The organism is Roseicyclus sp. (assembly GCF_965662675.1).
In the GTDB taxonomy this organism is placed as follows: domain Bacteria; phylum Pseudomonadota; class Alphaproteobacteria; order Rhodobacterales; family Rhodobacteraceae; genus Roseicyclus.
This window is the reverse complement of the sequence record NZ_CBFIIK010000043.1, coordinates 1-18741: the sequence shown is the minus strand read 5'-3', so window position 1 is coordinate 18741 and position 18741 is coordinate 1. Positions and strand designations below refer to the sequence as shown.

General features: G+C 63.3%; 19 protein-coding genes. 9 read left to right on the top strand and 10 right to left on the bottom strand.

From position 1 onward, the window contains the following. The 3 genes from ACTG4J_RS08430 to ACTG4J_RS08420 form a co-directional block, all read left to right on the top strand. Positions 1 to 1086: M20 aminoacylase family protein (locus ACTG4J_RS08430; RefSeq protein ID WP_439138681.1), on the top strand; the 1086-nt coding region annotated here is incomplete at its 5' end. A gap of 22 nt (positions 1087 to 1108) precedes the next feature. After that, positions 1109 to 2272 (top strand): M20 aminoacylase family protein, encoded by a 1164-nt coding sequence (locus ACTG4J_RS08425; protein ID WP_439138680.1) that lies wholly within the window; start codon positions 1109 to 1111, stop codon positions 2270 to 2272. Between the two features lie 85 nt (positions 2273 to 2357). Beyond that, complete coding sequence (locus ACTG4J_RS08420) at positions 2358 to 3035, top strand: META domain-containing protein (RefSeq protein WP_439138678.1); 678 nt, start codon at positions 2358 to 2360, stop codon at positions 3033 to 3035. Between the two features lie 7 nt (positions 3036 to 3042). Here the strand turns inward: ACTG4J_RS08420 and moaA are convergent, their stop codons facing one another. Continuing rightward, the gene (moaA, locus tag ACTG4J_RS08415; RefSeq protein WP_439138676.1) at positions 3043 to 4065 is read right to left on the bottom strand and encodes a GTP 3',8-cyclase MoaA; all 1023 of its coding nucleotides are present in this window, start codon (positions 4063 to 4065) and stop codon (positions 3043 to 3045) included. 88 nt (positions 4066 to 4153) lie between these two features. Here moaA and ACTG4J_RS08410 point away from each other — a divergent pair, with 88 nt between their 5' ends. Continuing rightward, positions 4154 to 4603 carry a hypothetical protein gene (locus tag ACTG4J_RS08410; protein WP_439138675.1) on the top strand — a complete coding sequence of 150 codons (450 nt, stop codon included), beginning with the start codon at positions 4154 to 4156 and terminating at the stop codon, positions 4601 to 4603. Further along, on the top strand, positions 4596 to 6224 hold the full coding sequence (locus tag ACTG4J_RS08405; protein ID WP_439138673.1) for an AMP-binding protein: 1629 nt from the start codon (positions 4596 to 4598) through the stop codon (positions 6222 to 6224). The genes ACTG4J_RS08410 and ACTG4J_RS08405 overlap by 8 nt, the downstream gene beginning before the upstream one ends. Positions 6225 to 6312: 88 nt before the next feature. Here the strand turns inward: ACTG4J_RS08405 and ACTG4J_RS08400 are convergent, their stop codons facing one another. After that, positions 6313 to 7596: a DUF3422 family protein gene (locus tag ACTG4J_RS08400; RefSeq protein WP_439138671.1), complete on the bottom strand. Its 1284-nt coding sequence runs from the start codon at positions 7594 to 7596 to the stop codon at positions 6313 to 6315. Positions 7597 to 7972: 376 nt separating this feature from the next. Between ACTG4J_RS08400 and ACTG4J_RS08395 the strand changes: the two genes are divergently transcribed. Together ACTG4J_RS08395 and ACTG4J_RS08390 are read left to right on the top strand one after the other, a co-directional pair. After that, entirely contained in the window at positions 7973 to 9550 is a 1578-nt protein-coding gene (locus ACTG4J_RS08395) for a Re/Si-specific NAD(P)(+) transhydrogenase subunit alpha (protein ID WP_439138682.1), read from the top strand. Positions 9551 to 9569: 19 nt separating this feature from the next. Beyond that, positions 9570 to 11057, top strand: a complete 1488-nt coding sequence (locus ACTG4J_RS08390) for an NAD(P)(+) transhydrogenase (Re/Si-specific) subunit beta (RefSeq protein ID WP_439138670.1) — start codon at positions 9570 to 9572, stop codon at positions 11055 to 11057. A 65-nt stretch (positions 11058 to 11122) separates the two neighbouring features. Here ACTG4J_RS08390 and ACTG4J_RS08385 read toward each other — a convergent pair whose 3' ends face one another. From ACTG4J_RS08385 to ACTG4J_RS08370, 4 genes are all read right to left on the bottom strand, one after another. Next, the gene (locus ACTG4J_RS08385) at positions 11123 to 11539 is read right to left on the bottom strand and encodes a BLUF domain-containing protein (protein ID WP_439138669.1); all 417 of its coding nucleotides are present in this window, start codon (positions 11537 to 11539) and stop codon (positions 11123 to 11125) included. Positions 11540 to 11656: 117 nt separating this feature from the next. Beyond that, on the bottom strand, positions 11657 to 11842 hold the full coding sequence (gene hemP / locus ACTG4J_RS08380; RefSeq protein ID WP_439138667.1) for a hemin uptake protein HemP: 186 nt from the start codon (positions 11840 to 11842) through the stop codon (positions 11657 to 11659). 83 nt (positions 11843 to 11925) lie between these two features. Beyond that, positions 11926 to 13065 (bottom strand): acetoin utilization protein AcuC, encoded by a 1140-nt coding sequence (locus ACTG4J_RS08375; RefSeq protein WP_439138665.1) that lies wholly within the window; start codon positions 13063 to 13065, stop codon positions 11926 to 11928. Beyond that, a complete protein-coding gene (locus ACTG4J_RS08370; protein WP_439138663.1) occupies positions 13062 to 13628 on the bottom strand; it encodes a glutathione peroxidase in 567 nt (188 codons plus the stop codon). The genes ACTG4J_RS08375 and ACTG4J_RS08370 overlap by 4 nt, the downstream gene beginning before the upstream one ends. A gap of 52 nt (positions 13629 to 13680) precedes the next feature. Here ACTG4J_RS08370 and ACTG4J_RS08365 point away from each other — a divergent pair, with 52 nt between their 5' ends. Continuing rightward, complete coding sequence (locus tag ACTG4J_RS08365; protein ID WP_439138661.1) at positions 13681 to 14175, top strand: NUDIX hydrolase; 495 nt, start codon at positions 13681 to 13683, stop codon at positions 14173 to 14175. Positions 14176 to 14219: 44 nt separating this feature from the next. Then, positions 14220 to 14681, top strand: coding sequence for a DUF1178 family protein (locus ACTG4J_RS08360; protein WP_439138660.1), 462 nt, complete (start codon positions 14220 to 14222; stop codon positions 14679 to 14681). On the opposite strand, the gene ACTG4J_RS08355 is transcribed toward ACTG4J_RS08360, so the two are convergent. The 4 genes from ACTG4J_RS08355 to ACTG4J_RS08340 form a co-directional block, all read right to left on the bottom strand. After that, positions 14678 to 15874: a glycosyltransferase family 2 protein gene (locus ACTG4J_RS08355; RefSeq protein ID WP_439138658.1), complete on the bottom strand. Its 1197-nt coding sequence runs from the start codon at positions 15872 to 15874 to the stop codon at positions 14678 to 14680. The genes ACTG4J_RS08360 and ACTG4J_RS08355 overlap by 4 nt on opposite strands. Positions 15875 to 15876: 2 nt before the next feature. Continuing rightward, the gene (locus ACTG4J_RS08350; RefSeq protein WP_439138656.1) at positions 15877 to 16764 is read right to left on the bottom strand and encodes a glycosyltransferase family 2 protein; all 888 of its coding nucleotides are present in this window, start codon (positions 16762 to 16764) and stop codon (positions 15877 to 15879) included. 3 nt (positions 16765 to 16767) lie between these two features. Continuing rightward, positions 16768 to 17634, bottom strand: a complete 867-nt coding sequence (locus ACTG4J_RS08345) for a hypothetical protein (RefSeq protein ID WP_439138654.1) — start codon at positions 17632 to 17634, stop codon at positions 16768 to 16770. Next, positions 17634 to 18741 (bottom strand): glycosyltransferase family 61 protein (locus ACTG4J_RS08340; RefSeq protein ID WP_439138653.1); only part of this gene is annotated, 1108 nt, incomplete at its 5' end. The genes ACTG4J_RS08340 and ACTG4J_RS08345, both read right to left, overlap by 1 nt.

Here is an 18741-nt window from a genome sequence, read left to right as displayed (position 1 = left end):
CTGCTCTACGAGGTGCATGAAACAGCAAGCTTCGTCGCCGCGCGCCTGCGCGAATTCGGCGTGGATGAGGTGGTCGAGGGCGTGGGGCGCACCGGCGTCGTCGGCATCATTCGGGGGCAGGGGACGTCAAAGCGCGCCATCGGCTTACGTGCCGATATGGACGCGCTGCCCATCGAAGAGGCGACGGGGTTGCCCTATGCCTCCAAGGTTCCGGGCAAGATGCATGCCTGCGGCCATGACGGGCATACCTCCATGTTGCTGGGGGCCGCCAAATATCTCTCCGAGACGCGCAATTTCGATGGCACCGTGGTCGTGATCTTCCAACCGGCGGAGGAGGGGGGCGCAGGGGCCAAGGCGATGATCGATGATGGCCTGTTCGACCGTTTCCCGGTTGATGAGGTTTACGGCATCCACAATGCACCGGGTATTCCTGTCGGCACCTTCGTCACCCGCCCCGGTCCGCTTCAGGCCAGTTCGGATGATTTCGAGATCATCGTGACGGGCAAGGGGGGGCATGCCGCCGAACCGCACCGCGCCATCGACACCACGCTGGTGGCCGCCCATATCCTGATCGCGCTGCATTCCATCGTGTCGCGCAATGTCGATCCCCTCAAGCGTGTGGTCCTGACTGTCGGCACCTTTTCGACCGACAGCGTTGCCTCGAATATCATCCCCGATGAGGCGCGGATGAAGGGGACGGTCCGCACGCTCGACCCCGAATATCGCGCCATCGCCGAGGCCCGCATCCGGCAAGTGGCCGAGAACACCGCCGCAGCCTTCGATGCGCAGGCCAAGGTCATCTGGGACCCCGGCTATCCGGTCACGATCAACGATGCAGAGGGGGCCGCGCGCGCTGTCGATGCCGCCCGTGCCGTTGGCCATAACGTGATCGACGATGCCGACCCGATCATGCCGTCCGAGGATTTCAGCTATATGCTGGAGCGTGTTCCCGGCGCCTATGTCTTCATGGGCAATGGCGACACGCCCATGTGCCATCACCCGAAATACAGGTTCGACGACGAGGCCATCCCCTTTGGATGCAGTTTCTTCGCCGAACTGGTCGAGCGACGATTGCCGACCGCCTGACCTTTGAAAAGGAGAGACCAAGATGCCCGTCAAGAACCGTTTCGCAGAACTCCTGCCCGAGATCACCGCATGGCGGCGCGATCTGCACGAGAACCCCGAGATCCTGTTCGACACCCATCGCACCTCTGCGATCGTGGCCGAAAAGCTCAAGGACTTCGGCTGTGACGAAGTGGTGACCGGCATCGGGCGCACCGGGGTCGTGGGCATCATCAAGGGCAAGTCGAACAAATCGGGCCGCACCATCGGGCTGCGCGCGGATATGGACGCGCTGCCCATCCACGAGGAAACTGGGCTCGACTATGCCTCCAAGACACCGGGCGCGATGCATGCCTGTGGCCATGACGGGCATACGGCGATGCTGCTTGGCGCCGCCAAATATCTGGCCGAGACGCGCAATTTCGACGGCACCGTCGCGGTGATCTTCCAGCCCGCCGAAGAGGGCGGCGGCGGGGGCCGCGAGATGGTCGATGACGGGATGATGGATCGCTGGAACATCGCCGAGGTCTACGGGATGCACAATTGGCCGGGCGTGCCGACCGGGCAATTCGCCATCCGCTCGGGCCCGTTCTTTGCTGCCGCCGATCAGTTCGACATCTATGTCACGGGTCGCGGCGGCCATGCGGCCAAGCCGCATGACACGCTCGATACCACGGTCATCGGCTCGCATATCGTGCTGGCGCTGCAGACCATCGCCAGCCGCAACGCCGACCCGGTGAAACAGGTGGTGGTCTCGGTCACCAGCTTCGAGACGGGATCGACCGCCTACAACGTCATCCCCGAAACCGTCCATCTCAAGGGCACGGTGCGCACGCTGGATGCGGGCATTCAGGACATGGCCGAGGAACGGCTGAAGGCGATTGCCGAGGGGACAGCCGCCACCTTCGGCGGCTCCGCGCGCGTCGATTACCGGCGCGGCTATCCGGTGATGATCAATTCCGACGCCCAGACCGAATTCGCCGCCGATGTCGCACGCGCCGTTTCGGGCGATTGCGCCGAGGCGCCCTTGGTCATGGGGGGCGAGGATTTCGCCTTCATGTCGAACGTCCGCCCCGGTGCTTATATCCTCGTGGGCAACGGCGATACCGCCAATGTCCACCACCCCAAATACAACTTCAACGACGAGGCGATCCCGGCAGGCTGTAGCTGGTGGGCCGAAATCGTGGAGCGGCGGTTGCCTGCGGCGTGACAAGCGCGGTGTGAACCGATTGCCTGCTGACGGGGTGGGCAAGCTCGGCTACGCTTGATCTGGTTTGTTTCTGGAAGTGGGTATCATGCGTCGCCACATTGCCTTGCTCTGCACCCTGTTGCTGCCACAAGCAGGATTGGCGTGGCAGGGCGGCGGGAACGAACCCTTCTGGTCAGTCACGCTGGAGGCCGACCAGATGCGGATCACCCGTCTGGGCCTGCCCGATCTGACGCTCGCGATCGTGGCGGAAGAGCGCGACGGGGATGGCGCGCGCATCACCGCCGTTGACCCGGCCCATGCGCGCGATGCCATCCTGACCCGCAACCCCGCGCTTTGCCGTGACACCATGAGCGGCATGCCCCACCCTGAAACAGTCACCCTTGCGCTGGGCAAGGATTGGCTCACCGGCTGCGGTGGCGCGCCAGCCGATCTGTTGACGGCGACCACATGGCGGATCACCGAGATCGACGGCGCGCCGGTCATGGCCGAGGTGCTGCTTGAGCTGCGCTTTGACACGCAGGGCAAGGCCACGGGGCAGGGCGGCTGCAATGGCTGGTTGGCCAGCTACCAGCTGACGGGCGAAGGGCTGGTCATCGGCCCGGTCGGCGCCACGCGCATGGCCTGCGCCCCCGCGCTCATGGACCAAGAGGCCCGCCTTTTCGACGCGCTGGCACGGGTGACGCGGTTCGACATGACAGATGAGGGCGCGTTGGTTCTGCTGGCGGGCGATGCAAGGGTGATCAGTGCCGATCTTGCGCCGTGATCGCGTCTCAGCCGCCGGTATGGCTCATATGCCGTGTCATTTGCCCGCCCACGACTTGCCGCGAATAGTCGAAATCATGGCCCTTGGGTTTGCGTGCGATGGCCGCGCGGATCGCGTCCTCCAACACCGCGTCGTTGTCCGAGGCGCGCAAGGGCGCGCGCAGATCGGCCATGTCTTCTTGGCCCAAGCACATGTACAACTCGCCCGTGCAAGTCAGTCGCACCCGGTTGCAGCTTTCGCAGAAATTATGCGTGAGCGGCGTGATGAAGCCGATCTTTTGTCCCGTCTCCTCCAGCCGCACATAGCGGGCGGGGCCACCCGTGCGCTCGGCCAGATCGGTGAGCGTGAACCGCTCGCCCAGCCGCGCGCGCAAATCTTTCAGCGACCAGTATTGATCCAGCCGGTCCTCATTGCCCAGATCGCCCATCGGCATGACCTCGATAAAGGTCAGGTCCATGCCGCGCGTGGCGCACCAGCCCTGCAGGGCGAACAACTCATCCTCGTTGAAGCCTTTGAGTGCCACCGCGTTGATCTTGACCTTGAGGCCCACCTTTTGCGCGGCGTCGATCCCGTCGAGCACTTGGGCCAAGCGGCCCCAACGCGTGATGTCGGCAAATTTCTTCTCGTCGAGCGTGTCGAGCGAGACATTGATCCGCCGCACACCCGTATCAAAAAGCTCACCCGCAAAGCGCGCCAACTGGCTGCCATTGGTGGTCAGCGTCAACTCCTTCAGCGCGCCGCTGTCCAGATGCCGCGTCATGGCGCGGAAAAACGTCATGATATCGCGCCGTACCAAAGGCTCACCGCCGGTGATACGCAGCTTTTCCACCCCCATGCGCACAAAGGCCGAACACAGGCGGTCCAACTCTTCCAGCGTCAAAAGCTCCTTCTTGGGCAGGAAGGTCATGCTTTCCGACATGCAATAGACGCAGCGGAAATCACAACGATCCGTGACCGAGACGCGCAGATAGCTGATCGCGCGTGCGAAGGGGTCGATCAATGGCGGTATGGCGGGCAGTATATCGTTCATGATGGCAAACTATGCGGCCCATCGCGCAGGAGCAAGAGAGCTTGCAACATCTGTTGAAGCTGGTCGTGAAAGCTCCTAGTTTGCGCACATGAACATGACCGTCGCCCCATTGCTCGCCCCGTTTCTCGCCCTCTCGCTGGCTGCCTGTGGCGTCGTCGATCGCACCGCCGACGCGCCCTTGACCATCGAGACACCGCCCGCCGGTGGCCCGACCACCGTGGATACGGCCACCGATCAATCGCTCAGCAGTGCCGAAGTGCCGATCGCCGAGCAGCCCCAAGCCGAGGGCCGTTTCTTGGGCTTCAGCGTTACATCCTTGGGCGATGCGACCATCCCGGGCCTCTGGCTTGAGACGCCTTTGGTCAACGCGCCCATGACCGGGCGCATCGTCGCCGAGAATGGCCGCCAGATCGCGGTGGAGCTTCGCCCCACCGGCGGCGCGCGCGGCTCGGGATCGCGCCTTTCGCTGGCGGGTTTCACGGCCTTGGGTCTGCAACTGACCGCGCTGTCCACGCTCACCGTCATCGGCGATGCCTGATCTGCCCGACCGGCGCCTGTTCAAGCAGCGTGCCGATTGGGAGGGGTTGAGGCGCGGCTTTCGCTGGGCCGTGCCCGAAACGCTCAACATCGCGCATCTGTGCTGCGATAGCTGGGCTGCGGCAGAACCCGACAAGGTCGCGATCATCCACCGCGACCCGCAAGCCGGCACCGTTTTGTGGCGATATGGGCAACTCAAGCGCGCCTCCGATGCGCTAGCGGCGGGATTGGCCGCGAAAGGTATCGGGCGTGGCGACAGGGTCGCCGTCTTCTTGCCCCAGCATCCCGCCGCATTGATCACCCATTTCGCGGCGATGAAGCGTGCCGCGATTTCCTTGCCGCTCTTTACCTTGTTCGGGCATGACGCGCTGGCCTACCGGCTGCGCGATTCCGGTGCCAAGGCCATCGTCACCGATGCCGAGGGGCTCGCGCGGATCATGGCGCTGGCTCCCGATCTGCCCGCGCTCACGACCATCATCACCACCGGCCCGGCGCGCGCGCCCGTCTTGTCCTTCGCGGCCATGATCGCAGGGCCCGCAGACCATCGCCCGCTCGCCACCACCGCCGATGACCCTGCGATGATGATCTACACCTCCGGCACCACGGGCGATCCCAAGGGGGTGTTGCATGCGCATCGCTTTTTGCTCGGCCATCTGCCCTGCATGGAGCTATCCCAAGATTTCTTCCCGCAGCCGGGCGATATCGGCTGGACGCCTGCGGATTGGGCCTGGATCGGCGGGCTGATGGATATGGCCATGCCTTGCCTTTATTACGGCGTGCCGCTGGTGGCCCACCGCGCGGCCAAGTTCGACCCCGAGGCAGCCTTTCGCCTCATGGCCGAGGAAGGCGTGACCAATGCCTTCATCCCGCCGACCGCCTTGCGCCTGATGCGCTCGGCCCCGCGCCCCAAGGGCCTTTCGCTGCGCGCCATCGGATCGGGCGGCGAGGCGTTGGGCGCAGATCTGCTCGATTGGGGGCATGACGTTTTGGGCTGCCAGATCAACGAGTTCTATGGGCAGACCGAGGCCAATCTGGTCATCGCCGCCGTCAGCGGGCCGATGCAGCGCCGCCCAGGCGCGATGGGCCTGCCTGTACCCGGCCACGAGGTCAGCCTGCGCGATGCCAATGGTCCGGTCGGCACCGGCGAGGTTGGCGAGATCTGCATCCGCGCGCCCGACCCGGTCATGTTCCTGCGCTATTGGAACAAGCCCGAGGCGACGGCGAAAAAATGCGTCGATGGCTGGCTGCGCACGGGTGATCTGGCAAGCCGCGATGCGGCGGGGCAAATCACCTTCCATGCGCGTGACGACGACATCATCACATCGGCGGGCTATCGCATCGGTCCGGTCGAGATTGAACAAGCGCTCATGACCCATCCCGATGTCGTCATGGCCGCCGTGGTGGGCGAGCGTGATCCGATCCGTACCGAGATCGTCGTGGCCCATGTGGTGTTGCGCGCGGGGGCGGGTGGCGATCAGCTCACCACCGCGCTGCAAGCGCTTGTCCGGGAAAAGGTCTCGGCCCATTGTGTGCCGCGCAAGATCATCCGCGTGCAAACCCTGCCGATGACGGCCACAGGCAAGATCATGCGGCGCGCCTTGCGCGACCAACATAACCCCTGACACCATCTTTGCTTCAAAAACAATACGGTACGCGAGGGGGCAGCGCCCTCTCGCACGGGTCGCCTGCAAGGCAGGCGAAACCCCCCATTTACTTGTCCATCGACCGCCGAAGCGCGCCGATGGTCCACCACACGGCCAGCACGACGGGGATCACGGCCATGGCCGTCAGCCATGTTTTCGGCACGGCAAGCGGTTCGGCAAGTGGCCCGAGCAGATAGACCACAAGGTTCACCGCATAATAGCTGATCGCCACGACCGACAGACCCTCGACCGTCTTTTGCAGCCGCAATTGCAGATCGGCGCGCTTGTCCATGCTTTCGAGCAGCGCTTGGTTCTGCGCCGAGCGGTCGACATCCACCCTTGTGCGCAGCAAATCCCCTGCCCGGATCGCGCGTTCGGTCATCGACAAAAGCCGCCGCTCGGTCGCCTTGATGGTGCGCATCGCGGGATCATAGCGGCGCATCATGAATTCGCCGAAGGTCTGGCGGCCCATGAAACGCTCTTCGCGCAAGACCTCGATCCGCTGATTGACCAAGGCCTCATAGGCGCCGGTCGCCCCGAAACGAAAGGCGCTTTCGGTTTGCAGCCGCTCCAATTCGGCGGCAAGCGCCAAAAGCTGGCTCAGGGTTTCTTCGGGCTTTGCCAGATCGCCGGTCATATCGGCCACGATCTGCACAAGGCTTTCGTCCATCTCGGCCATGCGATTGGCGATCTCGCGCGAGGGCGGAAGGCCCAGCATCGACATCGCCTTGTAGGTCTCGATCTCGCAGATGCGCTGCACGATCCGTCCGATGCGGCGGCTGCCGGTATCGGCCTGGCAAAACACCGCGAAACGCATATGGCCGTTGCTGTCGATGCGGAAATCGCCCGCGATCACGGCGGTGCCGTCAAGCACATGGCTGACGGCCAGGCTTTCGGGGACCATCCAGTCGTTGATCAATCCCGCGATCACGGCATGGTCGCTGGGTGCGGGGTCCACGCGGATGTGGGCCGAGGTGATGCGCACACCCGGCGCGCGCGACAGCCATTCCTCGGGAAAAACCTCCCAAGCCGCCGGATCGAAGGGGCGCTCGCCATTGGCGGGCAGAAAGGCGGTGTAGGTCACGAATTCGGTGTGCTGTTCCCATTTCAGCTGGAACTTGCCCAGATCGCCGAAGAAATGGGTCGCATCCGGGGCGGGGTGGTCGGCCCCGAACCTGTCGAGCAATGCCAGCAAATGCGCCCGGTCCAGATCGCGATCGCGCTTGGCGGCATCCTTGGGTTGCTTGATCGCGACGAAGATCGCCTGCGCGGGGGCCGCAATCTCGGGAAAGGGCCTTGCATGCAGCTCATTGGCAAGCCGGTAGCGCAGCGGGTGATCTTCGAGCAGCATCAGCATTGTTCCGTGAGAGTTGTGCATTCTCAGATAAGCTTTGTGGCGCTGGTGTAAACCAAAAAAATGCAACGATATTGGGGGTTTGTCTGGATACAATCGCATACGGATCAGTCCAAGCCCCCAGCAAGGCAGGGAAAAATCCCCCTCACGGGTTGGCCCGCATGAATTTCCACTTATTTCGACGACCTGATCGGCATTGCTGTGCGGTACGGGCGCGATGGTGCTTTTTGATGCAGCGCGGCGCGGCGCGGTAACCATCGCAAACGGTATGCCATTGTATGCGCAATAAAGTGTCGCGCGTAGCCCGGTTGTGAAGCGCGTGATGTGTTGCTATGGGGCTGCAAGACACGGCCATGTCAAAGAGGGGATGACAGTGAAGATAGGCGCTCCGAAGGAAATTGAGCCGGGCGAAGCACGGGTGGCGATGACCCCCGATAGCGCGCTCCAGCTTCAGAAACTTGGATATGATTGCGTGATCGAGGCCGGTGCCGGCGCGGCTGCCGGGTTTACCGATGCCGCCTATCAGGCCGCCGGCGTCGAGGTGGTGAAAACCGCACCTGCGCTGTGGAAGGCCGCCGATATCGTCGCCAAGGTGCGCCCGCCGACCACCGCCGAGGCCAAGCGTTTCCGCGAAGGGCAGCTTTTGATCTCGTTCTTCTGGCCCGGCCAGAACGAAAAGATGATGGAAACGGCAAAAGCCGCTGGCACGAATGTGATCGCGATGGACATGGTCCCACGCATCTCGCGTGCGCAAAAGATGGACGCGCTGTCGTCCATGGCCAATATCGCGGGCTACCGCGCAGTGATTGAGGCGGGCAACAATTTCGGCCGCTTCTTCACCGGTCAGGTGACGGCGGCGGGCAAGGTGCCCCCTGCAAAAGTGTTGGTCGTAGGGGCGGGTGTGGCAGGTCTTGCCGCCATCGGCACGGCGACCTCGCTGGGTGCGATCACCTATGCCTTCGACGTGCGGCCCGAAGTGGCCGAACAGATCGAATCGATGGGTGCGGAATTCGTCTTTCTCGAGTTTTCGGCCGATGAATTGCCCGATGGTGCGGCCACGGGCGGCTACGCGCCGCCGCAAAGCCCGGAATTCCAAGCCAAGCAACTTGCGAAATTCCGCGAGATCGCGCCCGAAATGGATATCGTTATCACGACCGCCCTGATCCCCGGCCGCCCTGCGCCGCTACTCTGGACCAAGGACATGGTCGCGGCGATGAAGCCCGGTTCAGTCATCATCGATCTGGCCGCCGAGCGTGGCGGCAACTGCGAGTTGACCAAGGCCGACGAGCGCGTGGTCAGCGACAATGGCGTGGTGATCATCGGCTATACCGATTTCCCAAGCCGGATGGCGGCACAGGCCTCGACGCTCTATTCCACCAATATTCGTCACATGATGACGGATTTGACCCCGGCAAAGGATGGCGCGGTCAATCACAACATGGAAGATGACGTCATTCGCGGGGCCACTGCGGTTTTTGGAGGCGAGATCACCTATCCGCCGCCGCCGCCCAAGGTGGCGGCCATCGCGGCGGCCTCGAAGAAAGAAAAGCCCAAGGAGCTGACGCCCGAGGAAAAGCGCGCGCAAGAAGTGGCCGCCTTCAAGGCGCAGACCAAGAACCAGGTCACGCTTCTGGCCGTGGGCGGTGCTTTGGTGCTGGGCGTGGGCCTAATTGCGCCCGCCAGCTTCATGCAGCATTTCATCGTTTTCGTGCTGTCGGTCTTCATCGGCTTCCAGGTGATCTGGAACGTGGCCCACAGCCTGCACACGCCATTGATGGCTGTGACGAACGCGATTTCCTCGATCGTCATCTTGGGTGCCTTGATGCAGATCGGCTCAAGTTCGATCTTGATCACGCTTTTGGCGGCCTTGGGCATCTTCATGGCCTCCGTGAACATCTTCGGCGGCTTCCTCGTGACACGGCGCATGCTCGCCATGTTCCAGAAATCTTGAGCGGGCAGGGGTAGAACAGATGGATTTCGGTTTCACCATTGCGGCCTACGCGGTCGCGGGCGTTCTCTTCATCCTGTCGCTCGGGGGTCTCTCGGGGCAGGAAAGCGCCAAGCGCGCCGTCTGGTATGGCATTGCGGGCATGGCGATCGCGGTGGTTGCCACCTTGATCGGGCCGGGCGCGGGTCTGTGGCTGATGTCGCTGATCTTGATCGCGGCGGGTGCGGGCGTGGGCTATCAGCTCGCCACCAAGGTGCAGATGACGCAAATGCCCGAGCTTGTGGCGATCATGCACTCGCTGGTCGGTCTGGCCGCCGTCTTCGTGGGTTTCAACGCCCATATCGAATTGGTCAGCGTGGGCGAAGTACTCAGAACGGCTGGCATGGCCTTCCCGCAGCCCGAAGGGCCGCTGGCCACCCCGGTCTACGAGATGATCGGTACGATGTCGAATTTCGCGGCCCTGTTGGCCAAGAAAACGGCGGTCGAGGTCGGTATCTTGCGGGTCGAACTGGTCTTGGGGATCTGGATCGGTGCCGTGACCTTCACCGGTTCTGTCATCGCTTATGGCAAGCTGGCGGGTCGCGTCGATAGCACGGCCAAGCAGCTGCCCGGCGGACATATGCTCAACGCGGGGGCTGCTACGGCGTCTGTCGTGCTGGCGGCGATGTATCTGGGTGGCGCGGGCGGCTGGACCTTGGTCGTGCTGACGCTTTTGGCACTCTTCATCGGCTACCACCTGATCATGGGCATCGGCGGCGCCGACATGCCCGTCGTGGTCTCGATGCTGAACAGCTATTCCGGCTGGGCTGCGGCGGCGATCGGCTTTTCGCTCGGCAACGACCTCCTGATCGTTGTGGGCGCGCTCGTGGGCTCGTCCGGTGCGATCTTGTCTTACATCATGTGCAAGGCCATGAACCGTAGCTTCGTCTCCGTCATCTTGGGCGGCTTTGGCGGCGCCAAGGGCGAGCAGCAGGCCATCGAGGGCGAGCAGATCGCGATCGACGCCGATGGTGTGGCGACCGCCTTGAACGAGGCCGACAGCGTGGTGATCGTGCCGGGCTATGGCATGGCCGTGGCGCAAGCGCAGCAATCGGTCTCGGAGTTGACCCGCAAGCTACGCGCGGCAGGCAAGGAAGTGCGTTTCGCCATCCACCCTGTTGCAGGGCGTTTGCCGGGCCACATGAACGTGCTGCTGGCCGAGGCCAAGGTGCCCTATGACATCGTGCTGGAGATGGACGAGATCAACGATGATTTCCCCTCGACCGATGTGGTGATCGTCATCGGCTCGAACGATATCGTGAACCCCGCTGCGCAAGACGATCCCAACAGCCCCATCGCCGGCATGCCGGTGCTTGAGGTGTGGAAAGCCAAGCAGGTCTTCGTCTCCAAGCGCGGCCAAGGCACGGGCTATTCCGGCATCGAGAACCCGCTGTTTTTCAAGGAAAACACGCGCATGTTCTATGGTGACGCGAAAAAGTCGCTTGATGAGCTTTTGCCCAAGATCAGTTGATCAACGGGTTCAGGCACAGCAAAAGGCCCCCGGTGACGGGGGCCTTTTTTGTATTATTCGGGTCATTAGGGCGTGGCTTGGGTGGTAGCGGCCAGCATCTCGAAAACGCGGCGCAACTCGGCAGGTGTCAAACTTGCGCGCTTGTCATCGGTCAACTCATCAGGCGACCAGATCAGGCTTTGCGCCGGATCGTGCAGCATCGCCCAATCCGCGAAAAGCCGGGCAGGGACGCGTTCATTCACATGCTCGCGGACCTCAAGATGGCGGTCATCGCGTCGGATACGCGCATAGAGCGCCTGCACCGCTGCCGCTGGCCCCTCGAGCAATTGCAGATAGATGTCGCGCCGACAAATCAGCGCCCCGGTGATCCCGTCGCGTTGATTGCCCTGTCGGGCATTCAAAAGGATGCCCGACAGCGTTGCCTCGTCATACCCGAATGGGCGCGAAGAATAGATAAGCTGGATGAGGTCGGAAATGGGCATCGCTCCTGTGCCGGGCCGATCGTGCCGGGGGGCGCGACATCTGGCGGGGCTGTGCGTAGCCTACGTCAAATTCGGCCCCTTGTCCCGGCAATAGCATCGGTGGCGCGGCCCAAGACGTCACTTGGTCAAGATCAGCTTTCCGGCCCGCGTGATGCGAAGCTGATAGGTCTTGTCGTCCAGCGCGATCAAGGCCGTGCCTGCCGTATCGACAAGGCGCCTCGCATCGTAAACCGGCCCGATCTGGCGGGGTGGCACGCTGTGCGTGGGCTCTGCGGTTGGTGTGATCTGGTCATGATAGCTCATGGCGGGGCTCCGATCCGAGGTCGCGCTTGGGAAGATGAGATAAATCTGACAAAAAGAATCAGACATGTCAATTCCAGAGTTTTTTACTCGGGAATCTTTCCGCGTGCCGTTGGGCGCTGTGACAGGGTGACCAGCCGCTCGGCCAAGGTTGCCCGGATCGGGCCGGGCCGGGGGATGTCGCGCAATGTGGTGAACCAATGCGCGGGTGCGCTGCGCCATGCCTGCGGCGGTTTTTCCCATGTCAGCCCGCGCAGCACAGCTTGTGCCGCCTCGGGCAGATGATCGGGGATGGTCTGGCCGTTGAGCGTTGCCCAAACACCGGTCCAAAGCCGCCCGACCGACCAAGGATTGTAACCGCCACCGCCCAGCACCAACAGGCGCGGGCAACCAAGCGCCATCAGGGCAGCCACGATCTCCCAATGCGCATTGTTCGATAGCGTCAGGCGCGACAGCGGGTCTTCGCTGACCGCATCGGCCCCGCATTGCAGCACGATCGCATCAGGCGCGAAGCCCGCCACGGCGGGCAGGATCAACTGATCCCGTATCGCGGCCATCTCGCTGTCGTTCAGTCCCTTGGGCACCGGCAGGTTCAGGCAATTGCCGCCGCCGTCATCGGCAAGCGCCCCGGTAAAGGGCCAGCGCTTTTCCTCATGCACCGAGATCAGCAATGTCTGCGGATCACCCGCCAGCCCATGTTCGACACCGTCGCAATGATGTGCATCGATATCGACATAAGCGATGCGCGCAGCACCCGCACGCCGCAGCGACAAGATCGCCAGTACCGGATCGTTGAGATAGCAAAACCCGCCCGCGCGGTCGGGAAAGCCGTGATGGGTGCCGCCGCCGGGGTGGTAGATCACGCCGCCCTGCGCCAAGAGTTCCCCGGCCAGAAGCGACGCCCCCGCCGCCGTGGCGGGGCGGCGATACATCTGGGCGAAAACCGGGTTTGCCACCGTGCCAAGCCCGTGGCGGACGCGCACCGCCTCGGTCACCGCCTGTTCGGCCTCGGCGCGGGCAAGGGCTTCGACATAATCGAGGGTGTGCCAAAGCGTCAGCGCCGGCACTTTGGCACGGGGGCTGGTGCGGTATTGCTCAGGCCCAAGCCAACCCATCGCGCGCGACAGGTCCATCACGGTCGAGACACGCGGCACACGCAGCGGGTGCCAAGCGCCATAGCTTGACCCGCGATAGATTTCCGATCCGAAGAAAAGCGGCTTTTTCACGCGCCAAGAAGCGCCTCGATCTCGCGGCGCATCCGGGCGCCTGTCGGGCGGGTGTTCGCGCCGAAGCTTTGTACCATGCGCCCCGCGCCATCGAGCAGCACCTTGTTGAAATTCCACCCCGGCTCGAACCCATAGGTCGCGCGTAGCCATTGGTAGAAGGGATGCGCGCTAGTCCCCCGCACGGGCGTGATCGTGGTCATCGGCAGGGTCAGGTTGAAATTCAACTCGCAAAACGCTGCGACGGCAGCATCATTGGCCAATTCTTGGCTGAAATCATCCGAAGGCACGGCCAAGACGACCAGCCCGCGCGGGCCGTATTCCTCGTGCAAGCGCTGCAACTCGTCATACTGGCCGGTATAGCCGCATAGGGAGGCGGTGTTGACGACCAAGACAGGCTGGCCGCGCCAATCCGACATTGCGTAGCTGCCGCCATCGATCGAGTCGAAGCGAAACGCGGCCTCGGCCACTGCCTGACGGGTCAGAAGCGTCAGCGGAAGGGCGGCAAATGCGGTGATCAGGTCGCGGCGCTGCATCGTGTCCTCGCGGGTTGTCGTAGCCTTCACCTATGGCGCTTGGCTGCGGGGTCAAGCCTTGCTTTGCAAAGCCTTAAGGGGCATGCGATACTCATCCATCATGACCCGCAAAAGCACCACGATACAGGCCCCCTTGCGCATCGCCGCCGCCGTCAAGCGTGAAACCCGCACGCAATTCGCCGCCCTGCCCTTTCGCGTGAAAAAGGGCGAGGTGGAGGTTTTGTTGATCTCGTCGCGCGATACCGGGCGTTGGATCATCCCCAAGGGCTGGCCCATGGATGGCATGCGCCCGGCCGAGGCAGCCGCGCAAGAAGCATGGGAAGAGGCGGGCTTGCGCGGCAGGTTCTATGACGATGTCCTTGGCCTCTATTCCTATTCGAAATGGCTGGACGAAGATCTCTCGATCCCCTGTATCGTCGTCGTCTTCGCACTCGAAGTGTCGCATGAAGACGCCGCCTTTCCCGAGGCGGGTCTGCGCAAGACGAAGTGGATGAGCCGCAAGAAGGCGTCGCAACGGGTAGATGAGCCGGAGTTGAAGCAAATTCTTCTTGGTTTCGACCCTGAGCGATTGAAATAAACCCCGCTTGATCGCGCCGCAAAGGCGCATATCTTGGCCCCGACATGATCCGATACACCCTCACCTGCGCCGATGGGCATCAATTCGAAAGCTGGTTCCAGTCTGCGGATGCGTTTGACGGATTGGCCATGCGCGGCTTGCTGTCATGCGCGCAATGTGGCGGCGGCGGCGTGAAAAAGGCGCTGATGGCGCCGCGTGTCACGACGCAAGACCATGCCCCGGCCGAACCCGATGTCGCCCCGGTCCCCGCGCAAGCGCAACGCGCGCGCCTGTCGGAACCTGCCAACAAAACCGAAGAGATGTTGCGCGCGATGCGCGATCATCTGGCGCGCAACTCGACCTATGTCGGTGGCCGCTTCGCCGCCGAGGCGCGCGAGATGCATTTGCATGAAACCGAAGCACGCATGATCCATGGCGAGGCCGCCCCGGACGAGGCGCGCGCGCTGATCGAAGAGGGTATCCCGATCATGCCCTTGCCCTTCATCCCGCCAGACAAAACCAATTAACCCAATCCGCGCGGGTTCAGCCCGAGGGCGCGCAGCTCCGCGGCCTCGCGGGCATCGCGCGCAGCTTCCAACTGGGCAACCGATTGCGTCACGATCTCTGCGATCTGGGCATCAGCCACGCCTTGCGCGCGCAGTGCCGCCACCCGGCGTTTCCCCTCGGGCGAAAGCGGTTGGATGAACAACAGTTTGTCGAGCGCGTGAACAGGCACCGCGGCGGCGCGTGCCAAGCTCTCCATCGCCACCGCGAAACCCGGTGCATCGCGCAAGGCGCAAAGCCGGGCGTGGTGCCATGCGCGGCAGGATTGAAGCAGTCGCTTCAGGTCGTGGTCCTGCAGCCAATCGGTGACCAAGGCCTCAACCCAGCCCGACCAGCGCAAAAGCCCCAGATGGGGTTTTTCGTTGCGGTCGAACATGGCGAAATAGGTCGCGTCGTATTTCTGCGGCTTGAGGTTCACATTGCCGCGGTCGCCACGCAACAAATAGGCCTCGCGGCTTTGAACGGCGAAATGCGCGATCTCGGCCAGCGCATATCCCGTCGTCGCCGCAGATCCGCGCCACCCATCGCGCATGAAAGAAGGGGGCATCCGCACCGCTGATCCATTCACCCAGATCTGGTCCAGCAGCCGGCACGCCTTGTCATGATCGTGTTTCGCGCCTTGCATGCTTGGTCGATGAATGCCCAGTTTCATCCCCGCAAAGGGCCGGAACAGCGTCTTGACCCCCCAGCCGCGACGGAAATCATCATCTGCGCCGCGGGTGAATTGCGTCATCAAAGACGCGTCCGACCAAGCGATCTGTTCGTTCGAACCCATCATGCGCCAGTTCATGGCGATCCCGTCCACCTTGGCCGGGCAGGCCGCCAAGAGCGCTGCAAGCGTGCCGTCGCCTGTTTTGATATGGAGGAATTCATCGGCATCCATCACGATCAGCCATTCAGGCGCATGCACCGCCGGGTCGGCCCCGGCCCGGTTCAGCGCGTGTGGTTGAGGCTTTTTGCCCGGCGGCACCACGTTGCGGATATGATGACACAGCCCCATCTTGGCCAAGTGATCGAGCAGAAGATCGCTGCCATCGCGGCAGTCATTGCTGTAGATCCAGATGTCCTCGGCCCCGATCAGCCGATGATAGGCGAGCCATTCCAGTATGCGCGGCCCTTCATCCTTCATCATCGTGACGATGCCGAAGCGTGCCATTGTTAGCCGTCCCCCGGCAGGTTGGGCCGCTCATGCAACAGCCCGCCAAGCGCGTCGAGGGCGCGCATCTCGGCGGCATTCAATGCATGGAGCCGGTCATAAAGCGCGTGATAGCCTTTTTCCGGGTCGGGGCCGCTTGCGATCTCGACCAGCCGCATCTTGAGCGGGTCGGCAAACCCATGTGCGCCCGCCCGCCAATCCATCTTGGCCCGCCAGCGCGCATAGCCCGGCGCGAAGTAATGCAGCAGATAGGCCCGTTCGGGTGCTCCCCAGACCGGTCCCGGCACCGTCTCGCCTGCGGCATCCACGGCCCAATGCAGCTTGAGCCGGACACCCGGCAGGCCCGCGCGGTGGATGGATTTCCCTTCTGGATGGCCGACCAGCCCAAAGCGCGGCCGAAACAGCGCCGCCTCGTCACCATAGATCGTATCGACCGCGGCACGCGGGATCGGCAAGCGAAAGCCGCGCGTGCCGTCGGGCAGGGTCACCTCCTCGGCGCTACGCACGCGCAAGGTGGCCGTATCGGGTGGCAACTCCGCCAGACCGCTGGGCAGGTCGCGGCCTGCGAACCACATCAACTCATCCGCGTCGAGGATCATGACCCAGCCCGTCTCGACCTCGCGATAGGCCGCCGTCATCGCAGCACGCTGACGTTTGGTGAAACGCGCATGCGGCGCGACACCCATCGCCGCCCAAAGCGACGCGGTGCAGGGGCGAAACACCACCCTTGGATCACCGGCCAGACTGTTTTGCGCCGGGTCATCGGGATCGTCGAGAAACACGATGATCCGCGCGGCACCTTGCGACAGATGCCATGCGAGGAAACGCGCAAGCACAGCGGTGGGTTCGCGTGCGATGGTGATGATGGTCAATGGGGGCAGGGTGGACATGGCCTAGACCAACCCCATGAAACGCTCGGGGATCTCGATCGGCAAGCCTTGCTCCAATGCGCGCGGATCGCTTGATTTGCGCGGCCGCTTTGCAGGGCTCCCGTCAGAATCATAGGGAAATTGCTGATAGGCGATATCCTTGGCTTCGGCGAAATCCAAGACAGCGCCCACCGATCCCGCGGCTACAATGGCATCCAGCCGATCGGTTTGATGGCCCACGAAGCTGCGATGCTGGGCCGTGCCGCCGCGCGCGATCAGACGGTCATGCGCCACCTGATGATCGGCCAAGGCCATGTGGAATAGCACGAAATGTGCGCTCATCCGCACCGGGCGATTGATCAGCCGATGCGCCCCCCCCGCCCAGTTGTTCCAACGCGAGATGACGAAGGGCTTGGTGTAGGTATCGGCCATATAGCCGAAGCGGCGCGGCCCGATGAAGGGATGCTCGAGGGCAAGCGGCGTGTTCTCGTCCGGGCCATGCACCACATCGATGCCAAGGGCGAAGACATAACCCTCTTCGCCTAATTCCTGCAAGGCGGTCGGCCAATCCAAGCCCGCCTCCGGGTCGATGACGACGTATTCGTCGCAATCGCCGCGAATGACGAAATCATAGCTTTTGCGCAACGTATTAGCCCGGCGCGACATCTCGGAGGCCATGAAACGGTCGTTCTGAATGCGCCGGCGTGGCGCGTCATGCAGGATTTCGGTCGTGATGCCGTTCAGGTCGACCGAGGGCGTCCAGTCATCGCCGTCGATCACGATAAAAAGGTTCTCGCGCCCGACGATTGCACTGTAATGGGCGATCCATTTCTCAAGGAAAAACCCTTCGTGCCGGACATGGGTGAGCGCACAGGCGAATTCTTTGGGCATCAGCCCCACTCCCCGATCGTTTTGAAGTCGAGGCCGAGGGACAGGCCAGCCTCGATCTCGGCCTGTGCAGCGGCCAGTTGCGCGGTCTCCGGGTCGTGCCAGCCATCAGCCGTGTCGATGAAACCCGCCTCCAAAAGCAGCCGACCGGCAAGGGGAAAATCCAGCGTGGCATAGACCTCGCGCTTGACGATGCGCCGTCCCTGCGGGTGGTAAAAGCCGCTCAACGCCTCGATGCGCGCGGGGGTGATGCCGGCGAAATGGTGGAACTGGCGCATGTAGTCATCGATGTTCTGCGACGGGCCGCGATTGATCAGCGCCACCTGCGTGTCGGGGCCGGCAAGCATCGCGGCCAGATGCAGAGCCGAGCCGTCCAGCCCCACGATCCGCTTTGCCGCCTTCCATTGCGCGATCTGCAACTCGAGCGGGATCTCTTGGGGATGAAAGATGGTGTAGCCCGCCGCCGCCATCAGTTCCTCCAACCGCGTCTCGAGCATGATCGCGCCGCGCTTGGACGGGAGGCGGGCACGCGAGACATAGATGTTTTCCGCCCCCAAGGGTTCGACATCGCGCCCAAGCGCGTCGCGCACCCAATCGCGATACTCCGGCCGCCCCGCCATCATCTCGCCCATGCCGAAGCCGGGGGGCGGGGTCATCACCTCGTCGATCAACACCGGGCTTTGGGGCGCGCGGATCTTGAGATGGCCCAAGCCGCATTGCGCGAAAAACGGCACCAACCCACGGATGAAACGCCATTCATGGGTCATACGCTGCTTGGGGTAGAAGACGATCCCCGCCAGATCGGCGATCTGCGGTGCGGCCCAAAGGCGTGTTGTCGTCTCGACGAGGAAATGGCCGAAATGCGCGTAGAACAGCCCACCGAAGAGCCAGCGCCCCTGCAGGCGCTCGACCTTGTCGTCAATCTCGGGCGGGATGGGCGGCACCGTGATCGGCCCGCCGGGATAGCGCCAGCAGTGGCCATAGGGCAGAAAGCGGCTTTGGGCGTCGAACATGCCGGCCGCGCGGCGCGCGCCACCGGGGTCGACCTCGCCCCAGGGGATCAGCACCACATCGCGGTGGGAGGTGCCATGCCAATCGATCGGGCGGTCT

Coding starts and splice junctions, on each gene's coding strand:
- ACTG4J_RS08425 (WP_439138680.1), top strand. CDS start 1,109: ATGCCCGTCAAGAACCGTTTCGCAGAACTCCTGCCCGAGATCACCGCA.
- ACTG4J_RS08420 (WP_439138678.1), top strand. CDS start 2,358: ATGCGTCGCCACATTGCCTTGCTCTGCACCCTGTTGCTGCCACAAGCA.
- moaA (WP_439138676.1), bottom strand. CDS start 4,065: ATGAACGATATACTGCCCGCCATACCGCCATTGATCGACCCCTTCGCA.
- ACTG4J_RS08410 (WP_439138675.1), top strand. CDS start 4,154: ATGAACATGACCGTCGCCCCATTGCTCGCCCCGTTTCTCGCCCTCTCG.
- ACTG4J_RS08405 (WP_439138673.1), top strand. CDS start 4,596: ATGCCTGATCTGCCCGACCGGCGCCTGTTCAAGCAGCGTGCCGATTGG.
- ACTG4J_RS08400 (WP_439138671.1), bottom strand. CDS start 7,596: ATGCTGCTCGAAGATCACCCGCTGCGCTACCGGCTTGCCAATGAGCTG.
- ACTG4J_RS08390 (WP_439138670.1), top strand. CDS start 9,570: ATGGATTTCGGTTTCACCATTGCGGCCTACGCGGTCGCGGGCGTTCTC.
- ACTG4J_RS08385 (WP_439138669.1), bottom strand. CDS start 11,539: ATGCCCATTTCCGACCTCATCCAGCTTATCTATTCTTCGCGCCCATTC.
- hemP (WP_439138667.1), bottom strand. CDS start 11,842: ATGAGCTATCATGACCAGATCACACCAACCGCAGAGCCCACGCACAGC.
- ACTG4J_RS08365 (WP_439138661.1), top strand. CDS start 13,681: ATGCGATACTCATCCATCATGACCCGCAAAAGCACCACGATACAGGCC.
- ACTG4J_RS08360 (WP_439138660.1), top strand. CDS start 14,220: ATGATCCGATACACCCTCACCTGCGCCGATGGGCATCAATTCGAAAGC.
- ACTG4J_RS08355 (WP_439138658.1), bottom strand. CDS start 15,874: ATGGCACGCTTCGGCATCGTCACGATGATGAAGGATGAAGGGCCGCGC.
- ACTG4J_RS08350 (WP_439138656.1), bottom strand. CDS start 16,764: ATGTCCACCCTGCCCCCATTGACCATCATCACCATCGCACGCGAACCC.
- ACTG4J_RS08345 (WP_439138654.1), bottom strand. CDS start 17,634: ATGCCCAAAGAATTCGCCTGTGCGCTCACCCATGTCCGGCACGAAGGG.